A 19,342-nucleotide genomic window follows, 5' to 3' on the forward strand; every position below is an offset into this window, starting at 1 on the left:
ACCGGACATGCAGCCGCCAGAGAGTGTCCCTTGTGGACACTCGGGGAACGACTGGCATCCGCCCCCTCGATAACCCGAATCGCCACTCACGACCCCCGCGCGCCGACGCGGGAGTGAACCGTCCGGCCGGCGGCGTGCGTTGTCTCCGGTGAAACCGTTCGGAGGTAAGCGTGCCCATCAAGGTCGACCGCAGCGACTTCGGCGATGTGCCGGAGTGGGCGCGCACCCTCCTCGAGGTACTCGGCGTCTCGTGGCCCGCCGCCAACCAGCACAAGTTCCGGCGGGTGGCCCAGGAGTACGACCTGGTGACCGAGCAGCTTTCCAAGCTGCCGGACGACATCGCCAAGGTCAAACGCGGCATCGACCAGAAACTGTCGATGCCCCAAGCGGGCGAGTCGTTCGACAAGAGCATGAAGCCGCTCACCGGCGGGACGCCGAACCTGCTGGGCGAGCTGGCCGAGGGCACGAAGGGGATCGCCGACGGCTGCCGCAAGGTCGCGCTGGACGTCGAGTACACGAAGTTCTCCGCGATCGGCCAGCTTTTCCTGCTCGCCTACGAGATCGCGATGGAGTACGCCCTCGCCTCCGTCACCGCCGGCGCGTCGCTCGCGAACCTCACCTGGCATTACGCCCTCACCCGCGGGTATCTGCTCGTGTTGTTCAAGATGCTCGTGCGGGCGATCGTGTTCGAGATGTTCATCGGGATCACGGGCGGGCTGATCATCGACGCCGCCGTCCAGCGCCTCCAGCGTGAGCGCACCGAATGGGACCACGAAACCACCAAGCAGACGGCGATCTCGGGCGCGATCGGCGGGTTGCTCGGCGGCGCCGTCGGTGAGCTCGGGGAGAAGCTGGGCCGCAAGATCGGCAGCCTGCTCGGCAAGGACTTCGGCAAGATCGCCACCGACGATCTCCTGAAGCTGGTCAAGGACATCAAGCTGCCGGGCGGCGACGAGCTCGCCGACAACTGGCTGCGTGACATCGGCCGCACCCTGACCGATCGGGCCGGTAAACAGCTCAGCGACCCGGCGAGCGCGTTCACGAAACGGGCGATCGAGGGCTTCAGCGACGAGGTGGCCGACAGGTTCGGCACCGCGTTCGGCAAGACCCTCGGCGACGACGCGGCCCGGCAGCTCGGCCGGGACTACGCGCGCACGTTCGTGGACAACTGGAGCAAACACGGTCTGGACGGCACCGGTGCGTTCAACGACAGTTTGCGCCGGGTGCTCGACCCGCACGGCGACAAGCTCGGCAAGGACGCCGTCGGCCTGCTCACCGACCACGTGCCGGATGTGCTGTCCCGCAACGTGAGTGACCGTCTCGGCGGCAACCTCGCGGCCAGGGCCGCCGAATTCAGCACCGTTTTCCTGTTCGAAGGCGTCTCCGGTGTGATGAGCCAGGCGACGATGGCCGCCCTCAACGGTGAGTCCGTGTCGGCGGCGGAATACGGGATGGGCTTCGCGGGCGGTGTGGTCGGCGGCGCCGTGAGCCACAAGCTCGAAGGGATCGGCGAACGGGGGCTCGACGCGGCGATCACCTCGATGAAGGAGAAGTTCGGTTCGCTCGGAGACCTTTCGGCGAACACCACGCTCGACACCAAGGCCGGGACGGACCCGGTGACGGTGACCGCGCCCACCACGACCGCTCCGAGTGCGACCACCGCGAACACCGCGAACACCGCGAACACCGCGAACACCGCGAACACCGCGAACACCGCGAACACCGCGAACACGACGACCACACCGTCCACTTCGGACACGCGGACCGCGAGCGACACCAAAGCGGCGCCGGAGGCGAAGTCCACTTCGGACACCAAGACCGCCAAACCGGCGCCGGAGGTCAAGACGAGTTCGCCCGGCAAGACGACGCCCGACGTCAAGCAGCCGGAGCCGAAGGCCGTCCGGACCTCCTCCGAAGCCGCGGCACCGGCGGACGAAGAGCGTCCGCGCACCCGCCCCGCCCCCTTGCGCACCGCTTCCGCCGAAACCGCCGCCGCACCCGTTCAGACCGAAGCCACCACGACGACCACCACCGAACCCGCGACGACCGAGCCCCAAACCGTCGAGACCCAGACGACCCAGACCGTCGAGACCCAGACGACCGAGACGACCGAGACCCAGACCGAAATCGAGCCCGAGCCGGAACCCGAGCCCGTGGTCACCGAAGCCCCGCAGGACGAGCAGGCCCTCGCGCTCGCCGACCTGCCGCCGTTCCTCGCCGACGGCCAGGCACTCGGTTCCGTCCCGGTACTCGCCGTCGAAGGCGTCGAGGACCTGCGAGAAGAACTCGGCAGGCTCCTTCCCGGAGTCACCCCGACGCGACTCGACGCGATCGGCAACGCTGTTCGCGACGACTTCGAGTCCGCCTTGAGCGGCCTGCATTTCCCGCTTCGCACGGCGGAAGGCTGGCGCGAGGTCCGGATCCAGGCCGCCTTCCGCGGCGACGTGGTGAGCGAGCCGCGAGAGAAGACCAAGGCGGATCTCACCGTCCAGGCCGGTGTCACGAACTCGGAGAACTCGACCGTCTCGCATGCCGGTGACGTCGGGACGGCCGCCACGGTGCAGGCGCAGGCCGGTCCGTACGCCACGGTGGGCGGCAAGGCGGCGCTGGCGGCGCCCGCCGTGGCGCAGACCGTCACCGTGTCCACCGCGGACCAGCGCGCGATCCGTTCCGGCGAAGGTTCCCGTCGCGTGGTCAGGGGAGTGGAGTTCACGATCAGCGTCCACGACCCGGCCGGTGCCGAGGTCGGCACCCGCCCCGCGCCGGTTCCGGGCAGTGTCACGCTGCGCGTGCCGGACGACCTGACGCGGATCACCGCGCCGTCCGGGCAGACCGCGGCGAACCTGGAGCCCGCTGTCGGACGCGGGCTGCAGAACCCGGTGCCCGAGGCCGTCACCGGGCTCGACGGCCTGTTCACCGGCGCCACCGGTCTGCTGCACGGTTCCGTGACCGCGCTGGGTGCTTCCGGGCGGGACACGGTGCGCGCGTTCCTCGGCACCGCGAGCGTCAGGGAGAACTTCGGCGCGATGCTGGAAGGCTGGGTGAACTCACCCGCCCTCCTCAGCTCGGACGGCGGCAAGGTCGGCGCGGTGCGGATGAAGGCCGTGCTGACCAGTGCCGAGCTCGTCGGCCCGACGACCGGCACCCAGTTGCGGTTGCACGAGTCGGTGACCACCGGCTCGGCCGTTTCGGCCGCCACCAAACGCGGTTTCGACGTCTCGGGTGCGGCCGGCGGCGGGGGCGGCGTCGGCGGAGTGCGCGTCGCGGCCGGGATCGGCGGCGGATTCACCTCGCGAGCGGGGGACACCACCGCGTCCGGCCGGTCGTCGACGGCGAAGTCGGGTGTCCAGCTCAAGGGTGACATCGGGCTTTACCGGTTCCAGGCCGAAATCGTGGTGCAGACCCTGGACGGCCGGGAAGCGCCGCCCGTCACGGCGACGGTCTACGCCAGGGTCGGGATGGCGGAGGCGGCCGCGCGGGGACTCCCGGTGCCGCCGGGCACCGGAACCGGGATCACCCCACCGGGCAAGAAGAAGTTCCAGCCCGCGCACCTCGCCGCGGGGCTCGCGGCGGGCAACGTGCGAGTAGGCCGGTTCGAGGGCGCCGACGGCGTGCTCGACGAGGTTCGCGCCAGGCTCGGGGAAGTCTCCCGGTACGCGGATCTCCTGCCGGGCTGGGCCGGGCACAAGGCGAACGCGGCGCGGACGCTGGAGATGCTCGCCAACGAACATCGGCTGCAGGCCGCGCTGTCGCCGTTGGCGTTGCGCAACCGGATGGACGCGCTGCTGGGAGCCGGTGTCTCGGTGACCCTCAAGCGGCAGGGCAATTTCCGGCAGGACCACGTCACGGTCACCGTCCGGCTGGAACAGAAGTCGGCCGAGCACCGCGGGCAGGTCACGGAACGCGTGGTCCGCAACGCCACGACGACCAGCCCGGCGCTCGGCGCGTCGTCCTCGTCCACCAAGGGCTGGTCGGTCGGCCCCGAGGCCAAGGTGACCGTCGGCGCCGGGGCAGGCGCGGCCACGCTGGGCATCGTGCCGACGGCGTCGGCGAAGTACGGCCGCTCCACCACCACCAAGACCGGCGGCGGACCGACGGCCGACGCGACCTCCCTGAACATCGGCAGCCCCGACTCGCAGGTCTTCGAGCACACGGGCCGGTTCGTCGTGACCATCACCGGGTATTCCCGTTCCCGCGCGGTGGTCCGGCAGACGCTCCCCGGGCTGCCGGGGACGCAGGTGCCGGAGGTCCGGCCGATCTACACGACCCCCGACGAGTCCGACGAAGGCCCGTACCGGCTTCCGGCGGCGTACACGCTGCTGACGGCGGACAGTGCCACGCTGACGGCCGACCCCGCGCGGTTCGCCCCCGGCGCGCCGCGGGTGCGCGCGTTCGACCCGCCGAAGTCGATCATCGGGCACCTTCAGGCCCTCGCGCCGCCGGACGTCGGCGAGTGGGTCGGCGTCGAAGCCATCGCGCACACCGGCCGTGTCAGCGAAGCGGCCATGGCCGCCTTGGTGGAGGCTTCGGACGGCGACCGCGCGCTCACCCTTCCCGGCAGCGACGCCTGGGCCGGTGTCCAGGCGATGCTGAGCGCCGAGAACATCAAGGCGGCCCTGCGTTCGTTCACCCGCGGGGTGTTGAGCACCGAACTCGTCTATCCCCGGCGCGTGGCCGACAGGGTGGGCAGGCTGGGTGTCGTCGCCCGGTTGAGCAACCCCGTTTTCGTCCGGGTGGCCGACGACGCGGGCGCGGAACGCTCCACCGCGGGCGGGTTCCGGTTCGAGAGCGGCAAAAGCAAGAGCAGCGGGTGGACGGTCACCGCCGGGGCCGTGGTCACCGGCGCGGCGAACGACGATCCCGCGAGTTCCGGTACCGGTGGGGTGTCCGGGAAACCGTGGGCGAAGACGACCACCAAGGCCGACGGCCTCGACATTTCCGCGAGCGTGGACCGCAACGTCACCACGGCGGCCGGGACGCCGAGGGTGCTGGCACGATTCGACATCGCCTTCACGGTGCTCGCCGAGGCGCGGCAGCAGACCACCGTGGTGCGTCCCGATGCCCGCGGCGCCGCCCGTTTCGTCGATCTTCCCGGCGCCGCCTACGTCTGGCTCACCGAGGAGCAGGCCCGCGAATACCGTCTCCTGCCCGAGGCGCCGGCGGCACGGCAGCGGAAAGAGCGGGTCCCCCGGCCCACGACGCTGCCGCTGCGGCGGCCTGCCGCGCTGGGGCTGGGCGCGATCGAGCGGTTGCCCGATCTCTCCGACCTGGCCCCGGCGCTGACCAAGCGGCTTTCCCGGCTCGGCGTGCCGTTGCTGCCCGGCTCGTTCCTGGACGACGCGATGAACAACTGGTCGCGGCTGACCGACCTCCTCTCCCCGGACGGCGTGCAAGCGCTGGTGGACAGCGCCCTCGACGGTGGCGTCCCCCTCCAGGCGCATCTGCCGAAACTGTTCACCGACCGCGGTTACCAGGTCCTGCTGAGCGCGAACGTCGTGGGCGAACCGAAGTTCCGCGAGGTCGTCAACGACGGCCGGACCATCGAGCACAGCACCGCGCGCGCGATCAAGGAAACCCGCACGGACGGCAAGGCCACCTCGTGGGCGGCCGCGTTGCGGCTGGGCGGGCAGGAGAAGTTCTCCGGCGGCGCGACGGTGACGTCGGTCGGCGGTGCCGTCACCGCGGGCGTCGGCGTCACCAAGACGACCAGCACGAACGAGGTCACCGGCAAGCAGGAAACCCACTTGCGGACGGGAACCGGGCCCGCCGCGCGGTTCGACGTCCCGATCGAGTTCACCCTCGAGGTCCGGCACGACGGCCGGTCCGTCGCCTTCGTGAGCACCGGGGAACGGAACCTCGGCATCCGGCTGCTGGCCGACAACCTGACGCCGGGCGCGAACACCGTCGAGAATTCCGGCCCTGCCAGACTGTCGCGCCGGGACGCGCTCCCCGGCGAGTTGGAGGCCTGGCGCCAGGGCGGGGTGGCGAAACTGCCGGAAGCGGCGTCGGTGGAATCCGTGCGCGCCGCCGCCCGGCTGCGCGAGGTCGTGCGGGACACGCTCACCCTCGCCGGGGCGGACAGCGGCATCACCGGTTACGGCACCGGCACCGTCAACGCGCTGTGGTCCACGCTGAGTCCTCAAGTGCTGCAAGCGTTCCTGCCCTCGATGACGAAGGAAAGCCTTCCCGTGCCCGCCCTCCGTGAAGCGGCCGTGCTGCGGGGCAAACGCGCGGACGTCGAGGTGCACGCGCGCCTCACCACGCCCCGTCTGGTCGCGCTGAGCGACGGCGTCAACCTGGAGAACCCGAAGAACGCGACGGTGACCAGGTCCGCGGAACGCAAGACGGCCGAGGTCAGCGAGATGACCATCGGCGGGCCTTCGGTCGCGCCGGCCAAAGACTCGGCCAACATCGGGGGCCTGGTCACCGGCGTCGAGGGGCGCTGGGCCGACGAGCCCGCCGCCGCCACGACCGACGGGACGGCCGTGTCCGCCGCCGCGAACCTCAAACCGGCCGGGCGGACCGCGCTGGTGCGGTTCGACGTGGACTACCGGATCGTGGTCAAGGTCGGCGGCCGTACCGAGGTCGTCGACCTCGCGCTGCCCGCCTCGGCGGACGTGCGGATGCCGGTCGGCGATCTGACGGAGTTCACCGGCCAGAAGCTTTCCCGCACGCTGAAAGCACGGCAGGGAAGGGTCGCCAGGACGGCGAAGTCGTGGCGGGAGGCCGAGACCGGAGCGGAGCGTCACCGTCTCCAGGCTCAAGCCCTGGTGCGGGAACTGGGTGTCGGCATCGACTGGCGGGCCACGGTCGCCGCGGCACGGGCCGAGCGTCCCGGCACCCTCGCGGAACGGCACCACAGGTACGCGCGCTCGACCGAACAAGCCTTGCGGGACGCCGAAAACGTCGCCGAGGCCGCGCGAACCCGGCTCGACCAGCTGACGACCGTCACTGACACGCTGCAAGCCGAACTGGAGGTCATGGCGGCCGGGGATGACGACCCCGAGCAGCAGACGGCGGTGGTCGAAGCGTGGGAAACCGTGGTGGAGGCCCGGGTCCAGCGTGACACCGCGGCCGAAGAGGTGGCCAGAACGCAAGCAGTGCTGCAGGCCGCGTGGCTGGACTTCACCGAGTCCAAACAGGACGCTTGGTGGCTGGCGAAGGACGCGCTGGACCACGAATTCACCCGGCTGGCGGCGCAGCCGGAGTCGCCGGAAGACGAGGCGTGGCGGCACAGCCGGGCCACCGACGCGCCGTGGTTCACGGTGACGGATCCGCTCGACCCCCGGCAGTGGGAGCACCAGCGAGCGAAGACGCCGAGGCGGGCGGTGGCCACCGAGACCGCCGACGTGCTCACCACGCTGCTCACCGGGAAGGACAAACGCTACGACGGCGTGATCCGGTACGGCGTCAGCAGGTTCGAGGTCGGCGACCGTCAGGTCACCGAATTCACCGTGCCGATCAACCTCGTGCCCGGCCCCGGCGTCACCGAGGAGCAGCTCACGCGATTGCGCGAACGGGCGCGAACGGGCATCGAAACCCTGATCAACAAACGGCACGGCCTGCCGAACGGTGACCAGTTGCACGTCCGCGTCGAGTTCACCGACGACAGGCTGCCCAGTGCGAACGGCGAACCCCGGTACCGCGCGTACGACGTGGTCGCCCGCGACGACGAGCGCACCACCCAGACCACCTGGCGGCCGGACGCCACCCCGGAGGAGCTGGCCCACGAACTGCTCCACTACCTCGGCGCGCCCGACGAGGAACACGATCCGGACCGCGTGTTCCTGAGCAAGGAGGACGACGGCACGTCCGGCGTCGTCACCGGCGACGGCGGCATCATGGGCGCCGATGTGGTCAACCCGGGGCAGGCGCCGAAACTGCTGCCGCGGCACGCCTGGCAGATCCAGCACGTCCTGGAAAGCCAGCTCGGGGTGGAAAGCCGGATCGACGACCCCGGCCAGGACGACCTTCCGGGAGTGCCGCGGTCCCCGCTCACCGACCTCCAGCGGACGATCCTGACCCGGGACCGGCGCGAGGTCTTCACGGTCGGCGGCGACACGGTCCAGTCGAACCTGATCGAGGCGATCGCGAAGACGCTGGCGCCCGATTCGCCTTCGCGCCAGGCGGAACTGCGGGAACTGGGCGCCTCGCTGCGGCACGCGACCCCGAAGGAGGTCGCGCGGGCGCTCAACGTCCGGTTGCGGCTGCTGACCGAACGCGGAACGACCGTCTTCCTCGGCCCCGCCCACGGCGAGCCGGTGCGCGTGGTCCTTTCGTCCTCGGCCGACTTCCTGGCCACCCGCCTCATCCCGGGGGAGGCCGAGACGAGGACGCCGACGAGGCAGGCCCCGGTGAACCACACGTTCGGCGAGTCGGACGGCGGCGGCCAGGCCGAGACCACCGACCTCGGCGACGAGGACGTCGAGCCGGCGTTGCCCGGCACGGACGAGTACGCGGCCCGCTACGAGGCCGTCTTCGCCGGATTGCCGAACCTGGTGACCGCCGACACCGGACTCGGCGGGCTGTCGCGGATCGCCGAAGGCGGACGGTTCGAGAACCACATCGAGGCCGTCCTCGGCTCGGGCGAGATTTCCGCCCTGCTGGGCCGGATCGACGCGGCCCTGACCGATCCGGACGTCCGCGCCCGGGTGCGGTCACTGGTCAACGACGCCGTGCTGGTGACGTCGCTGATGCCGTCGCGGGAGCGGGACGTCCGGGACAATTCCCGGCTCGGCCTGGGGACCGTGCGCGATCGCCGGGTCGTGCAGCCGTTGTCGATCGACAGGCTGCGTCAGGTGCTAGGCGACCTCGCGGTGAACCTGGAGGCAGGCCGCGACCCGTTCACCGTCGAAGGATCGACGCTGCGGGGGATCGAGTACCGGCCCGAAGAGGAACTGCCGTCCCGTCTGGCCCGGCTGGGACTCACCAACGTCGCACCGGAGTCACGGGCCACGCTGCAGCACAGCCCGCTCTTCGAGGCACTGCTGGCCAATCCCGCCGCGATGACCGAGGCGCTGTTCGCCACCACCGGTCACGACGAGCAGCACTTCATGAACACCTGCGAAGCGGCGGCCACGAACACCGACGTCCGGAGCACGGTCCCGACCATCGCGGGCCTGGTCCTGGTGGGCCGCGGCGTCGCCGACGCGGTCCGGGATCAGCTGCGCACGGTGCGGGAGGATCAACTGGAGAAGAAGGACCGGCCGTTCGGCCGGACCATCGGCGACCTGGCGGCGAAACGGATCGCCGATGCCGAGAACCGGTTCGACGCCCTCGAACGGCGAGCACTCCGGCTCGCGACGGAAGACGCCGCCGATCCCGCCGTCCGCAAGGAATGGGCCCGGCTCACCACCCAGTGGGGCCGGACCCTGCAGAAGCTCGCCGGAGTGGTCCGTCTCGACCGGCGCGACGGTTCTTCGGTCCCCATCCTGACGAAGAAGATCATTCCCGGCGCTTGGGCGCTGAGTGCCCCGCTTCTGCTGCCACTGGCCGTGGACCAGCCGATGCGGCGCGCGACCGGACTCGACGACAACCCGTTCCGCGCCGCCGTCTCCCGGCATCTCGCGCTCGCTCCCCGCGAGCGTTACGAAGGGCAGCTGCGAAACGAGCCGGAGGTGTCGTTTTCGTCGCGGCTCGACGATCCCGATTCGTTCTGGCAGTGGCTCCGGTCCGGCACCGGCGTCCGGGTCGGCACCGAGTCCCATCAGATGTTCCTCAAGGCGGCCGAGGTCGGCGGCGAGCGGATGTTCGTCCTCGGTGATCCGAAGAAGTCCCAGTACGACTACCTTTCGGTCGACGGTTTCGTCCGCTGGGCCAGGCGCAACGACCTCGTGGTCGGCCGGGACGTCTTGTCGGATCGCGCTGTCGTGGTGCCTTCACAGCCGAATTCGGTGCAGGCCGAGCCGCTCGCTCCCGAGACACTCGAACCCGAGCCCGAATCCGCGGACAGGCTCGCCGCGGACGTGCTGGCCGAAGCGGAACGCCAAGGCTCCGGCATCTGGCTCACCGACCCGTCGGCCACTTTGGCGGCGACCGAGGCTCAGCGGACCGCGTTCCGCGCCCTCCGCGAGGATCCCCGGTTCTTCACCCTGGTCGCGCACGTCGGCCCCGAGGGTGTCCCGGTTTTCGGCGGGCGGCCGATCACCCCGGAGGTGATGACCGCCCTGCTGACCCGGCTCGCCGAGGACGGTACCTGGACCGACGGCAGGACCCTGCGGTTCGTCGCCTGTGGACTCGGTTCGCCGGACATCCAGGGCTACGTGTCCACCGTGCTGCACGGACTCGCCGAAGAGGGCATCGAGACCGACGCCTTCGCGGGCGACACGGCCGTCTGGTCCACGCCCGATCAGGAAACCGGGACCGGACCGGGCGAAGTGGTGGTGGCGAGCCGGATCGGCTTCCGCGCGGACGGCACTCCGGTGGTCACCGGCGACGGTCACTGGCTGGGCTTCCGGTTCACCGGGAACTCCGAAATCGAGGTGACGGAGCACGGCGCGTACCTGGTCGCTGGCGACGACGACCCGCCCGTCTTCCGGCAGGCACCGGGAGGTTTCGACGTCGTGGCTACCGCCGACGGCGATCTGATCGAGAGGTCCATCCCGGGCTCCATGCCGTTCGGGGACGAAGACGACGGGGCCGGGGTCGGGAAACCGGAGACCGTGCTGTCGAACCTGGCCGAGTTCGCGGAGGTGGTCGCCGCCCAGCCGGTCCCGCCGCCGGTGGAAGTGCGCGGGCGGGCGGACGATCCGCGGGTCTCGATGATCGCCCGGGAATTGCGGTCCACCCTGCCCGAAGACACCCCGCTGACGACGATCGCCTCCGACACGGACCAGGACGTCCTCGTCTCCACGGTCGTCCCGCACGAGGGAACCGGCCCGGTGAAGTTCGAGATCCATTTCGACCAGGGCGGAAAGGACTTTCCCGCGTCGGGACGCTCCACTTTGGACGAAGCGGCGGATCTCGTGGTGTCGGCGGTCCGCCACGGCCGTCCCACGGTAAGCGTCGTCGGATACGGCAACGGCGGTTTCCTGGACAAGGCCAGGGCGACGAAGACGGGGCAGGAACGCGCCGAAACGGTCGAGAAGGAACTGCGCGCCGCTGTCGGCGGCAAGATGCCGGTCGACTCGCCGATTCCCGCGTCGGACATCGACATCGTCCCGACGTCACGAGGGCGTGATCTCGGCGACGGGCCGTTACCGGAGAACCTCACCCGGAAGCAGGCTCGCCGTCGTGCGGTGATCTCCGTCGACCTCCACCCCGCCGCGGCCGTGCCGCCGAGGCCGTCGCCCGGAAGCCGGAACGCGTCCGGGATGTCTTCGAGGTCGGCGGTCACCGTCAACTCCGTCGTGATCAACGACCCGTATCCGGGCATGATGCTGCCTCGCGACGTCGTGTCCGGGGAGCAGCTCCGGGTACTGGGCATCCACGGTATGGAAACGATCCTGATCGAGGAAGACGCTCCGCACGACGCCTTCCGCGGAGCGATCGCGGCCGGCCTGTCGGAAAGGGCGCCACTCGAGTACGAGCGCATCACCCGCAAGCTGAAGGACTTCGCCGAAGAGCACCCCGAAGACACCGATTTCGACAGGATCGCCGGCCACGCCGGGGTCCACGTGCACGTTCTCGCCCCGGACGGCACGTGGACGAGCCACGGTGCGAACGACGGAAGGATCGTGCACGTCCTGCGAGCGGACATCGACGGGGAGGAGGCTTACCTCGGCACCAGGGAGAACGTCCACATCGGACGGCCGTACGTGAGCTACCCCGGCTCCTCGGTGCTCGTGACCGGCGACGAGCGCAAGGTCGTGCATCGCGGCGAATTCGAGGTCGAGACCGTCAAGGGAGAGCATCACGTCCGCCTCTACACGGCGGTTCTGGCGCCCGCCAGGAAGGGAACGGAGTTCAAGGACGTCCACCAGGACGGGGAAGGCAAGGTCGAGCCTTTCAGCGGTCAGGGCCGAGAGGGCGACAAAGAGGTCTTCTGGGTCGGTGGCGGACGGCCCCTCCGAGCGGTGCAATGGATCTCCAAGTACGAGACGGACGCCCATCGCGTGCCCGGCGTGCCGTCGGCTCTGCGGTCGTTCCTGGTACCGCTCGGCGCCTTCCTGGAAATCAGCCGCCAGGCCACCGTCGAGTCGAAGTCCGAGGGCAACAAACTGTCGATGAACGTCGACCAGAACGGTGACACCAACCAGTTCGGGTTGCGCGGTGCCGACTTCGCCCGGTTGAAGGAGCGCGCCCTCGACGGCTCGCTCATCACCTATACGCACGGCGCCTCCGAGAAAGCGATGCCGGAGGTCGCCGGACGCCAGGAGGACATCGCCGACCTGTACTCCCGGCTCGGTCTCCGCCCGGACTTCCGGTCCGACCGGCTGGGCCGGAAGAACGACCCGTGGTTCACCTGGTCGGCGGACGGCCGCAAGTACTTCCGCAACGATCCGGTCGCCTTGAGGAGCCTGGCGAGGACGCTCGGCAATCACTACCACACGAGGAACAAGTCACCCGAGGCCTTCTTCGGCCCGGCGGCCGATGCCATCCCGGGGACCGAGGCCGACAAGACCGCGGACAACGCGACCCGCCGCGAGGAAGAGATGAACGTCTTCCTCAACACCCAAGGTCCCGGCAAAGCGGCCGTCGATCAGCTGAAGTCGAAGATCGGCGAAGCGATCGACGCCGCCGTCACACGGCACGCCCCCGACGGTGTGGCCGTGGGCCCGGCGGAGTTCAAGGAAACCGTCCTGAACCAGGTCAAGGCCACCTTGCAGGTGCCGCAGTACGTCCTGGTCGAGGCGATGCAAGCCGTGGTGGGGGACACCATGCGACCCGGAAACCTGGAGAAGATCCGTGACGCGCTGCTCGCCCATCCGGAAATTCCGGTGCGGGCGGCCGGAATCGTGACCAAGGCAGTGGAAGAAACCCTCGAGGTCCATCTCGGACAGGCGGCGATCGGCGAAGAGTTCACTCAAGTGGTCCTCGGCGCCGTTCAGGAATCCGCGCACACCCAGTTCGTGCGGTTGGCGTCCGGCTGGGGCGAGCAACTGGACGCGGTGGCACCGGCGAAGCGCGGGTATCTCAGCGGTGCCCGCGGTGAGGCGTTCACCAAGAGCGTCGTCGACAGACTCGGCGTCGCCCTCAGAGCGCAGTTCGCCGCCCCGGCGCTGCGGATTTCCCGGGAGGCATTCGCGGCACAGCTCAACGAGAACGTCGTGCCCAAGGCCATCCGCCCGGTCACCAAGAACAAGCTGGTCGGTCTCGAGCCCAAAGAACTGAAGAAGCTCTTCGAGGCCAGACTGGGGGAGGTCGCGACCGAACTGACCAAGGAGATGAAGGGCAAGAACGCCGGCAAACTCGCCGGTTCGGCGTCCAGGGCCGCCGTCTCGGCCTCGGTCACCCCGGTGGTGCGAACGCTGGAACTGGACGAGAAGACGTTCGACAAGGTGAGCGAAGAACAAGCCGACGAGTTCATGGACCTGCTTCCGGAATACGCGACGCAGGCGGAGATCGGCGCCCTCATCGCCACCGACGAACGCCGGATCAAGGTCGACTTCAACACCCGTCAAACCCGGCTCGAAGACGGCCGGATCGAAGGTGATCCGTTCTCGAACGACTACGGCCACTGGCTGGAGCGGCAGGACGACGGCTTCACCCAAAAGCACGATCGAGACTTGTTCGCCGCGCACCAGCGGATCGGCGGTGAGCTCGCCGTGGCGATCGACGCCGAACTGAGGAGGCCGGACGACCGTTCCGCCAAGAGGATCCTCGACCTGCTCATCACGAAGGTGGACGCGGAAGTCACCGACCCGTTCGCCAAGCTGTCGCGCAAATTCGCCGAGACGGTCAAGGCGGGCGCCGGTCCCGCCCGCGCAGACGGCGAAGACACCCCGAACAGCTTCGGCGAACACGCCCAGATGGTGATCAACCAGTACCTCAAGATCACCGGTGGCCATCACGACGGCGCCCGCTTCGTGCCGAGGAGCGCGATCGTCAAGGCGATCCTGTTCCACGACATGGAAAAGGTGAACTCCAAGAACCTGTACGGCGACGCGCAGGTCCGGCACGACAAGGAGCCGGAGCACCGAGGCGCCATCGAACAGATGCGCCGCCACGAGGGCCTCTGGACCGACGAACGCGAATTCGCCCTGGCCTGCCGGTTCGTCGACTCCGACCCGTTCGGCTACTACTTCCGCGAAATCGGCGCCGAGAAGAAGGGCAAAGAGAAGAAGAGCAAGGAGAAGAAGGACGGGGGCAAGGCCGGCGAAGACAAGACGGCCATGGACAAGCACGCCGTGTACCGCTTCGTGCGGGATCTCGCGCACTGGGCGAAAAGGCCCGACGGCACGGCCCCGGACGCCCGAGACGTCCGGGAGTTGTTCCGCGAGTTCCACCAGTACTACCAGGCGGACTTCTCGTCCTACAGCGCTCAGGCGAAGTTCGTCCACGACCGTGAAAACAAGGTGTGGAACGGCTACGACAAGCTGATCGGCATGGAGGTCGTGGACGAAGCGCATGTGCTGGTGCCCGAGGAGCACCGGCTGGCGTACTCCAGCGCCGACCGTGGGAACGGCAAGCTCCCGTACGAAACGAAGTACCGGGAACTGGCGGACCTGTTCGACGAGGCCGTCGCCGTCGAGGACGCATCGCGCCCCCGGCCCCGGCCGGACACCACGCCGGACGAGGAGGAAGCTCCCCTCGAGTCCGGTATGGAGGAGGTCAGCTCCGACGACGTGTTCGGCGCGCTGGTCCCGTCGGGCCGCTGACCCGCGGCCGGGAACTGCCGGAAGGTTCTGCCGCTCCTCCTGCATGGTGCCCGGCTCCCCGATCCGGTGTGCTGATGAGGTCGAGTTCGCACCCACGGCAGGAGGAGCCGGTGACCACAACGGAGGAGTTCATCCTGGCCAGGGTGTTCGACCTGGTCGATCCCGAGTCCGGCCCCGCCTTCGCGCCCGGCCACCCACGTGTCGACGACGAAGACGAACGCCGCGCCCTGGTCGAGTACCTGGCGGCCGGGACCCCGGTCCTGGCCACGCCGATGGTGATGGACGACGTCGTCGACCCGGCCCGGACGGCGGTCGTCCCGGCGAACTTCCTGACCGACGGCGAGTGGATCTGGACCGACACCGTCACCTACTACCTCGAGCACCACGGCCTGGCACCCGATCCGGGGTTGCTGAGCCGGATCCGGGCGCGGGGACGGGTGGCGGACCGGGTGCCGCCGGAGGTCGTCCAGCGTGCCGCCGGGTTCGTGCTCGAACCGCCGTCACCCGGGCGCCGTCCGGTGTGGAGCCAGGGCTGAGCCCCGATCTTCCTTCCGGTCCTTCTGCCGGTCGTTGTCCTGAACCGCTCAACCAGAGGAGTCGACGTGTCGCTACGAATCCACGGTCTCACCGGTCGCCCCGCCAGCGCGGACGAGGACATGGTGGCCGTTTACGTGTCCCGTGAAGAGATCCGCGGCATGGACGCGAGTGAGCTCGGCGTCCGGATCGCCGCGGCCGCCGGCCGACCGGAGCGGACCACCATCGCCGAATTCGAACCCGCGCCCCGCTACACCATCCAGGACGTGCTGCTCGGGAACATCACCTGGGAGGAACTGACCCGTTCGTCGGCCTGACCGGGCTCGGTCACGACGCGTTGGGATGCCCGGCGAGCCTTTCGCGCAGTTTGGCGGCTTCGGAGCGGCCAAGACTGTCGCAAAGGGACAGTGCGTGTGCCCGCGAGTCGCGGGCGGACGCCGGGTCGCCCACTTCCTCGGACAGGGCCGTCAGATCGCAGAGAGTGTCCACTTGGGACTGTGGCTGGCCGACGCGCTCGAACAGCGAAAGGGCTTCGGTCAGCCTGTCACGCGCGGTCGCGTGATCTCCCTGCCGGTGCAGAAGCCTGCCGCTGGCCTGGAGCGCGCGTGCCTGACCCATGATCGCGCCGTGGCTGCGGAACAGCTCGAGTGCCTCTTCGCATTGGCCGAGCGCCGTGCCGAAAGCGTTGAGCGCGGCCAGGTTCTTCGCCGAGCGCAACAAAAGGTACGAGTAGTTGGTGTCGTCGACGGGCGTGCGGGGGCTTTCTCGAGGCTGCCTGAAGTAGCGGACACAGAGGTCGAACTCGGTGGCCGCTTCGTCGAAGTCCCCGCTCGCGTGCCGGTACGTGGCCCGCATCGACCGCGCCACATGCAACCCGAGCGGGTAATCGGCCTCGGCGAACAACGTGATGGCTTCGTCGAACGGTCCCCGCGACTCCGGCGGGCTGCCGCCTTGAAGTCGCGCGTTCGCCAGATAGACCCGCGCCCAGCCCTGTTCACGCAGGTCGCCCGCGTCCACCGCGGCCTCCCAGGCGAGCTGGGCCATCCGGACGGCGTCGTTCGTGTGCCCCATGAGGGTGGACAGCACCCAGGCCAGATAGTTGCGCTGCACCGCTTCGTCGCGTTTGCTGCCGATCGCGAGCGCCGATTTCAGGGCGAGGCCGAACACCTCGTGCCAGGTGGCGGCGTTGCCGCCGATCTCCGAGTACCAGTGCATGGCCTCGGCCAGTTCGAGGACCTGCCGGTGTTCACCGCGGGCGGCGACGCTCTTCAGCGCGGCGGACCAGTTCTTCGTTTCGACCTCGAGCCAGCGGCCCGCGCCGGCGTGGCCGTCGAACGACGAGGTCGACACCGCGGGCGCGTTCATCTCGTCGGACGGCTGGAAGTAGCGGCCCGCGGCCGTCGCCGTCCGCACCAGCCAGCGGTTGAGCCGGTCCTCGGCCTCCTGCACCGCTTCGGGCGGCTCCTCCCGGGTGAGCCGTTCCGTCGCGAAGACCCTGAGGAGGTCGTGGAACTGGTACCGGCCGTCGTGGAACGACGTCTGCAGCAGACTGGCGTCGGCCAGTTCCTCCAGGAAGATCGCCGCCTCGTCCTCGTCCGGCGCGTCGACGAGTTCCTTCGCGGCGCCGACCGAGAAGTCGGCGGCCGGGACGAGCGAGACCCGGCGGAAGACCTTGGCGGCGGTCGGGGTGAGCTGGCGATAGGACAGTTCGAACACGCTGCGGACGTCGAGGTCGCCCGCGGTGAGCGTGGTCAGCCTCCTGCCCCGGTCCCGCAGTTGGTCGACGAGCCGGGAAAGCGGCCACACCGGACGGCTCGCGAGCCGGTTGCCCGCGATGCGGAGCGCGAGCGGCAGGCGTCCGCACAGTTCGACCAGTTCGATCGCCGCCGCGCCCTCCCGCGCCACCCGTGCCTGCCCGATGATGCTGGTCAGCAGCGCGACGGCGTCTTCCCGGTCCAGCACGGCGAGCGGGATCCGGCTGGTCCCTTCGAGGCCGACGAGCATCTGGCGGCTGGTGATCAGCGTGAGACAGCGCCGCCCGCCGACCAGCAGCGGACGGACCTGCGCTTCGTCGGCCGCGTCGTCGAGGACGATCAGGGTGGCGCGTTCCTTCAGCAACGCGCGGCACAGGCTCACCCGGTGGTCGAGCTCGGCCGGGATCTGGACCGCGTCGACGCCCAGTGACCGCAGCGCCAGATGCAGCACGTCCGCCGGTTCGCCCGGTTCGGACGACATCCCGCGCAGCTTCAGGAAGAGCAGGCCGTCGGGGAAATGCCCGGCGAGATCGTTGGCCGTGCGCACCGCGAGGCTCGTCTTCCCGGTGCCGGGAGGCCCGCTCAGCACCGCCACGTGCCCGGACCGCCGTTTGCCGCCGTCCAGCTCACCGGCGAGCGCGCGCAGGGCGCCGAGATCGTGCTCGCGTCCGGTCAGATCGTCGAGGTCGGGCGGCAGCACACCGGCCGAGGGAGGGCCGTAGAGCGGAGCGGGTGCGACGTCGGGCGCGGGCACCGCCGCCCGGGCCCGGCCCTGCTTCGCGACCTTCTGCAGATGGGTCAGCTCGTCGTCGGTCAGGGCCAGCGGGGCCGCGAGAGCTTCTATCGTGCGACGTTGGGGGCTTTTGGCGACGCCGCGCTCCATGTCGCTGATCGCCCGGACGCTGACGCCGGAGCCTTCCGCGAGCTCCTCCTGGGTGAGTCCGGCACGAACGCGGTAGTGGTGCAGAAGTGCCTTGAAGGTGGTGGAACCGTTGCCCAAGGCCGCGTTCGTCATGCCGGAATTATCCATGCGGACGGTGTCCGCTCAAGGACGGCCCGCAGTGATCCCGGACGCTCGAAAAGGTGCGTTAACCCCTTTGGACGATCAAGTTTCGCAGGGGTGAAGAGCGGTTGGCCGAAGCGCTGGGCCGCCCTTCACGAGCGGGTGGTCCCGTCCACCGCGCTGACCGGTGCGCCACCGTTCGTCACCGCCAGGACCGTGTCACCGCAGCGCACGAGGTCGCCGGGGGAGAGCGGGACCGGTCCGGCGATCCGCTCGCCGTTGTGGAAGGTTCCGTTGCGGGAACCGAGATCCTTCAGGACGGGCCCGCCCGCGCCGACGGTGATCTCGGCGTGCTCGCGCGACACGGCCCCGTCGTGGCGCAGCGCCACGTCGGCACCCGCGTCCCGGCCGATGACCAGGCGCCCCGGCGCGGGCAGTTCACGCAGTCGTGCCCGCCCGGCGCCGTCGACCCAGGTCAAGGCCGGTTGCCCGGATCCGGCGGCGCCGGGGGCGGCGACCCGCAGCAGGGTCGCCGTTCCGGCGTGGGCGAGGACCGCCCGTTCCAGTTCCCGCAACGCGGGCCCGGGGTCGACGCCCGCTTCCTCGGCCAGCACCCGCCGCGCCTGCCGGAAGCGTTCCAGTGCCTCCGTTTGGCGTCCTTCCCGGTAGAGCGCGACCATGAGCTGGCCCCAGAACCGTTCCCGCAGCGGATGATTCTCGACGAGTTCCTCCAGCTCGCGCACCAGTCCCGGGACGTCGCCCGCGCGCAGGTCCGCGGCGATCCGCGCCTCCAGTGCCTCCCAGCGCATTTCCGCGTAGAGGGAGCGTGCGGGGTCGAGAGCGGTGTGGTCGGGCAGGTCGGCGCAGAACGGGCCTCGCCACAGTTCGAGTGCCCGCCGGTATCCGGCCGCGGCGCCCCCGGTGTCGCGTGCCCGTTCGGCGGCTCTCGCCCGGCCTATTCGGTCCTCCGCCTCGCGGATGTCGGCGCGGACGCCGAGAAGCCGGTAGCCCGCCGTCCCGTGCTGCAGCGATTCCCCGTGCGGACCGAGGATCTGCCGCAGGTTGTGCACGTGGACCTGGACGGTGCCGCGGGACGCGGGCCTGCCGGTGTCGGAGTAGATCGCCTCCGCCAGTTTGGCCGCGTTCACCGGCGCCCCGCCGGAGGCGGCCAGTACGGCGAGCACCGCGCGAGGCCGCAGACCACCCGGGGTGACGGGCACGCCGTCGACGGCCAGCTCCACCGGCCCCAGCAAGCGCACCTCCACCGTCACGGGGCGATCATCCCAGGTTCC

Annotated in this window: 5 protein-coding genes; 3 read left to right on the plus strand and 2 right to left on the minus strand. The window is 70.0% G+C overall.

The features are described from left to right. Positions 1 to 170: 170 nt before the first annotated feature. The 3 genes from BKN51_RS02900 to BKN51_RS02910 all read left to right on the plus strand — a co-directional run bounded on the left by BKN51_RS02900 (position 171) and on the right by BKN51_RS02910 (position 15,610). Positions 171 to 14,759, plus strand: coding sequence for a WXG100-like domain-containing protein (locus BKN51_RS02900; protein ID WP_101606135.1), 14,589 nt, complete (start codon positions 171 to 173; stop codon positions 14,757 to 14,759). A gap of 110 nt (positions 14,760 to 14,869) precedes the next feature. Further along, positions 14,870 to 15,295, plus strand: coding sequence for a hypothetical protein (locus BKN51_RS02905; RefSeq protein ID WP_101606136.1), 426 nt, complete (start codon positions 14,870 to 14,872; stop codon positions 15,293 to 15,295). 66 nt (positions 15,296 to 15,361) lie between these two features. Further along, the gene (locus BKN51_RS02910; protein WP_233224136.1) at positions 15,362 to 15,610 is read left to right on the plus strand and encodes a hypothetical protein; all 249 of its coding nucleotides are present in this window, start codon (positions 15,362 to 15,364) and stop codon (positions 15,608 to 15,610) included. 10 nt (positions 15,611 to 15,620) lie between these two features. Here BKN51_RS02910 and BKN51_RS02915 read toward each other — a convergent pair whose 3' ends face one another. Both BKN51_RS02915 and BKN51_RS02920 read right to left on the minus strand, forming a co-directional pair. After that, a complete protein-coding gene (locus BKN51_RS02915; RefSeq protein ID WP_101606138.1) occupies positions 15,621 to 18,062 on the minus strand; it encodes an ATP-binding protein in 2,442 nt (813 codons plus the stop codon). Between the two features lie 140 nt (positions 18,063 to 18,202). Continuing rightward, positions 18,203 to 19,321, minus strand: a complete 1,119-nt coding sequence (locus tag BKN51_RS02920) for a BTAD domain-containing putative transcriptional regulator (protein WP_101606139.1) — start codon at positions 19,319 to 19,321, stop codon at positions 18,203 to 18,205. Between the last annotated feature and the right edge of the window lie 21 nt (positions 19,322 to 19,342).

The sequence above is a fragment of the Amycolatopsis sp. BJA-103 genome (assembly GCF_002849735.1).
GTDB lineage: Bacteria > Actinomycetota > Actinomycetes > Mycobacteriales > Pseudonocardiaceae > Amycolatopsis.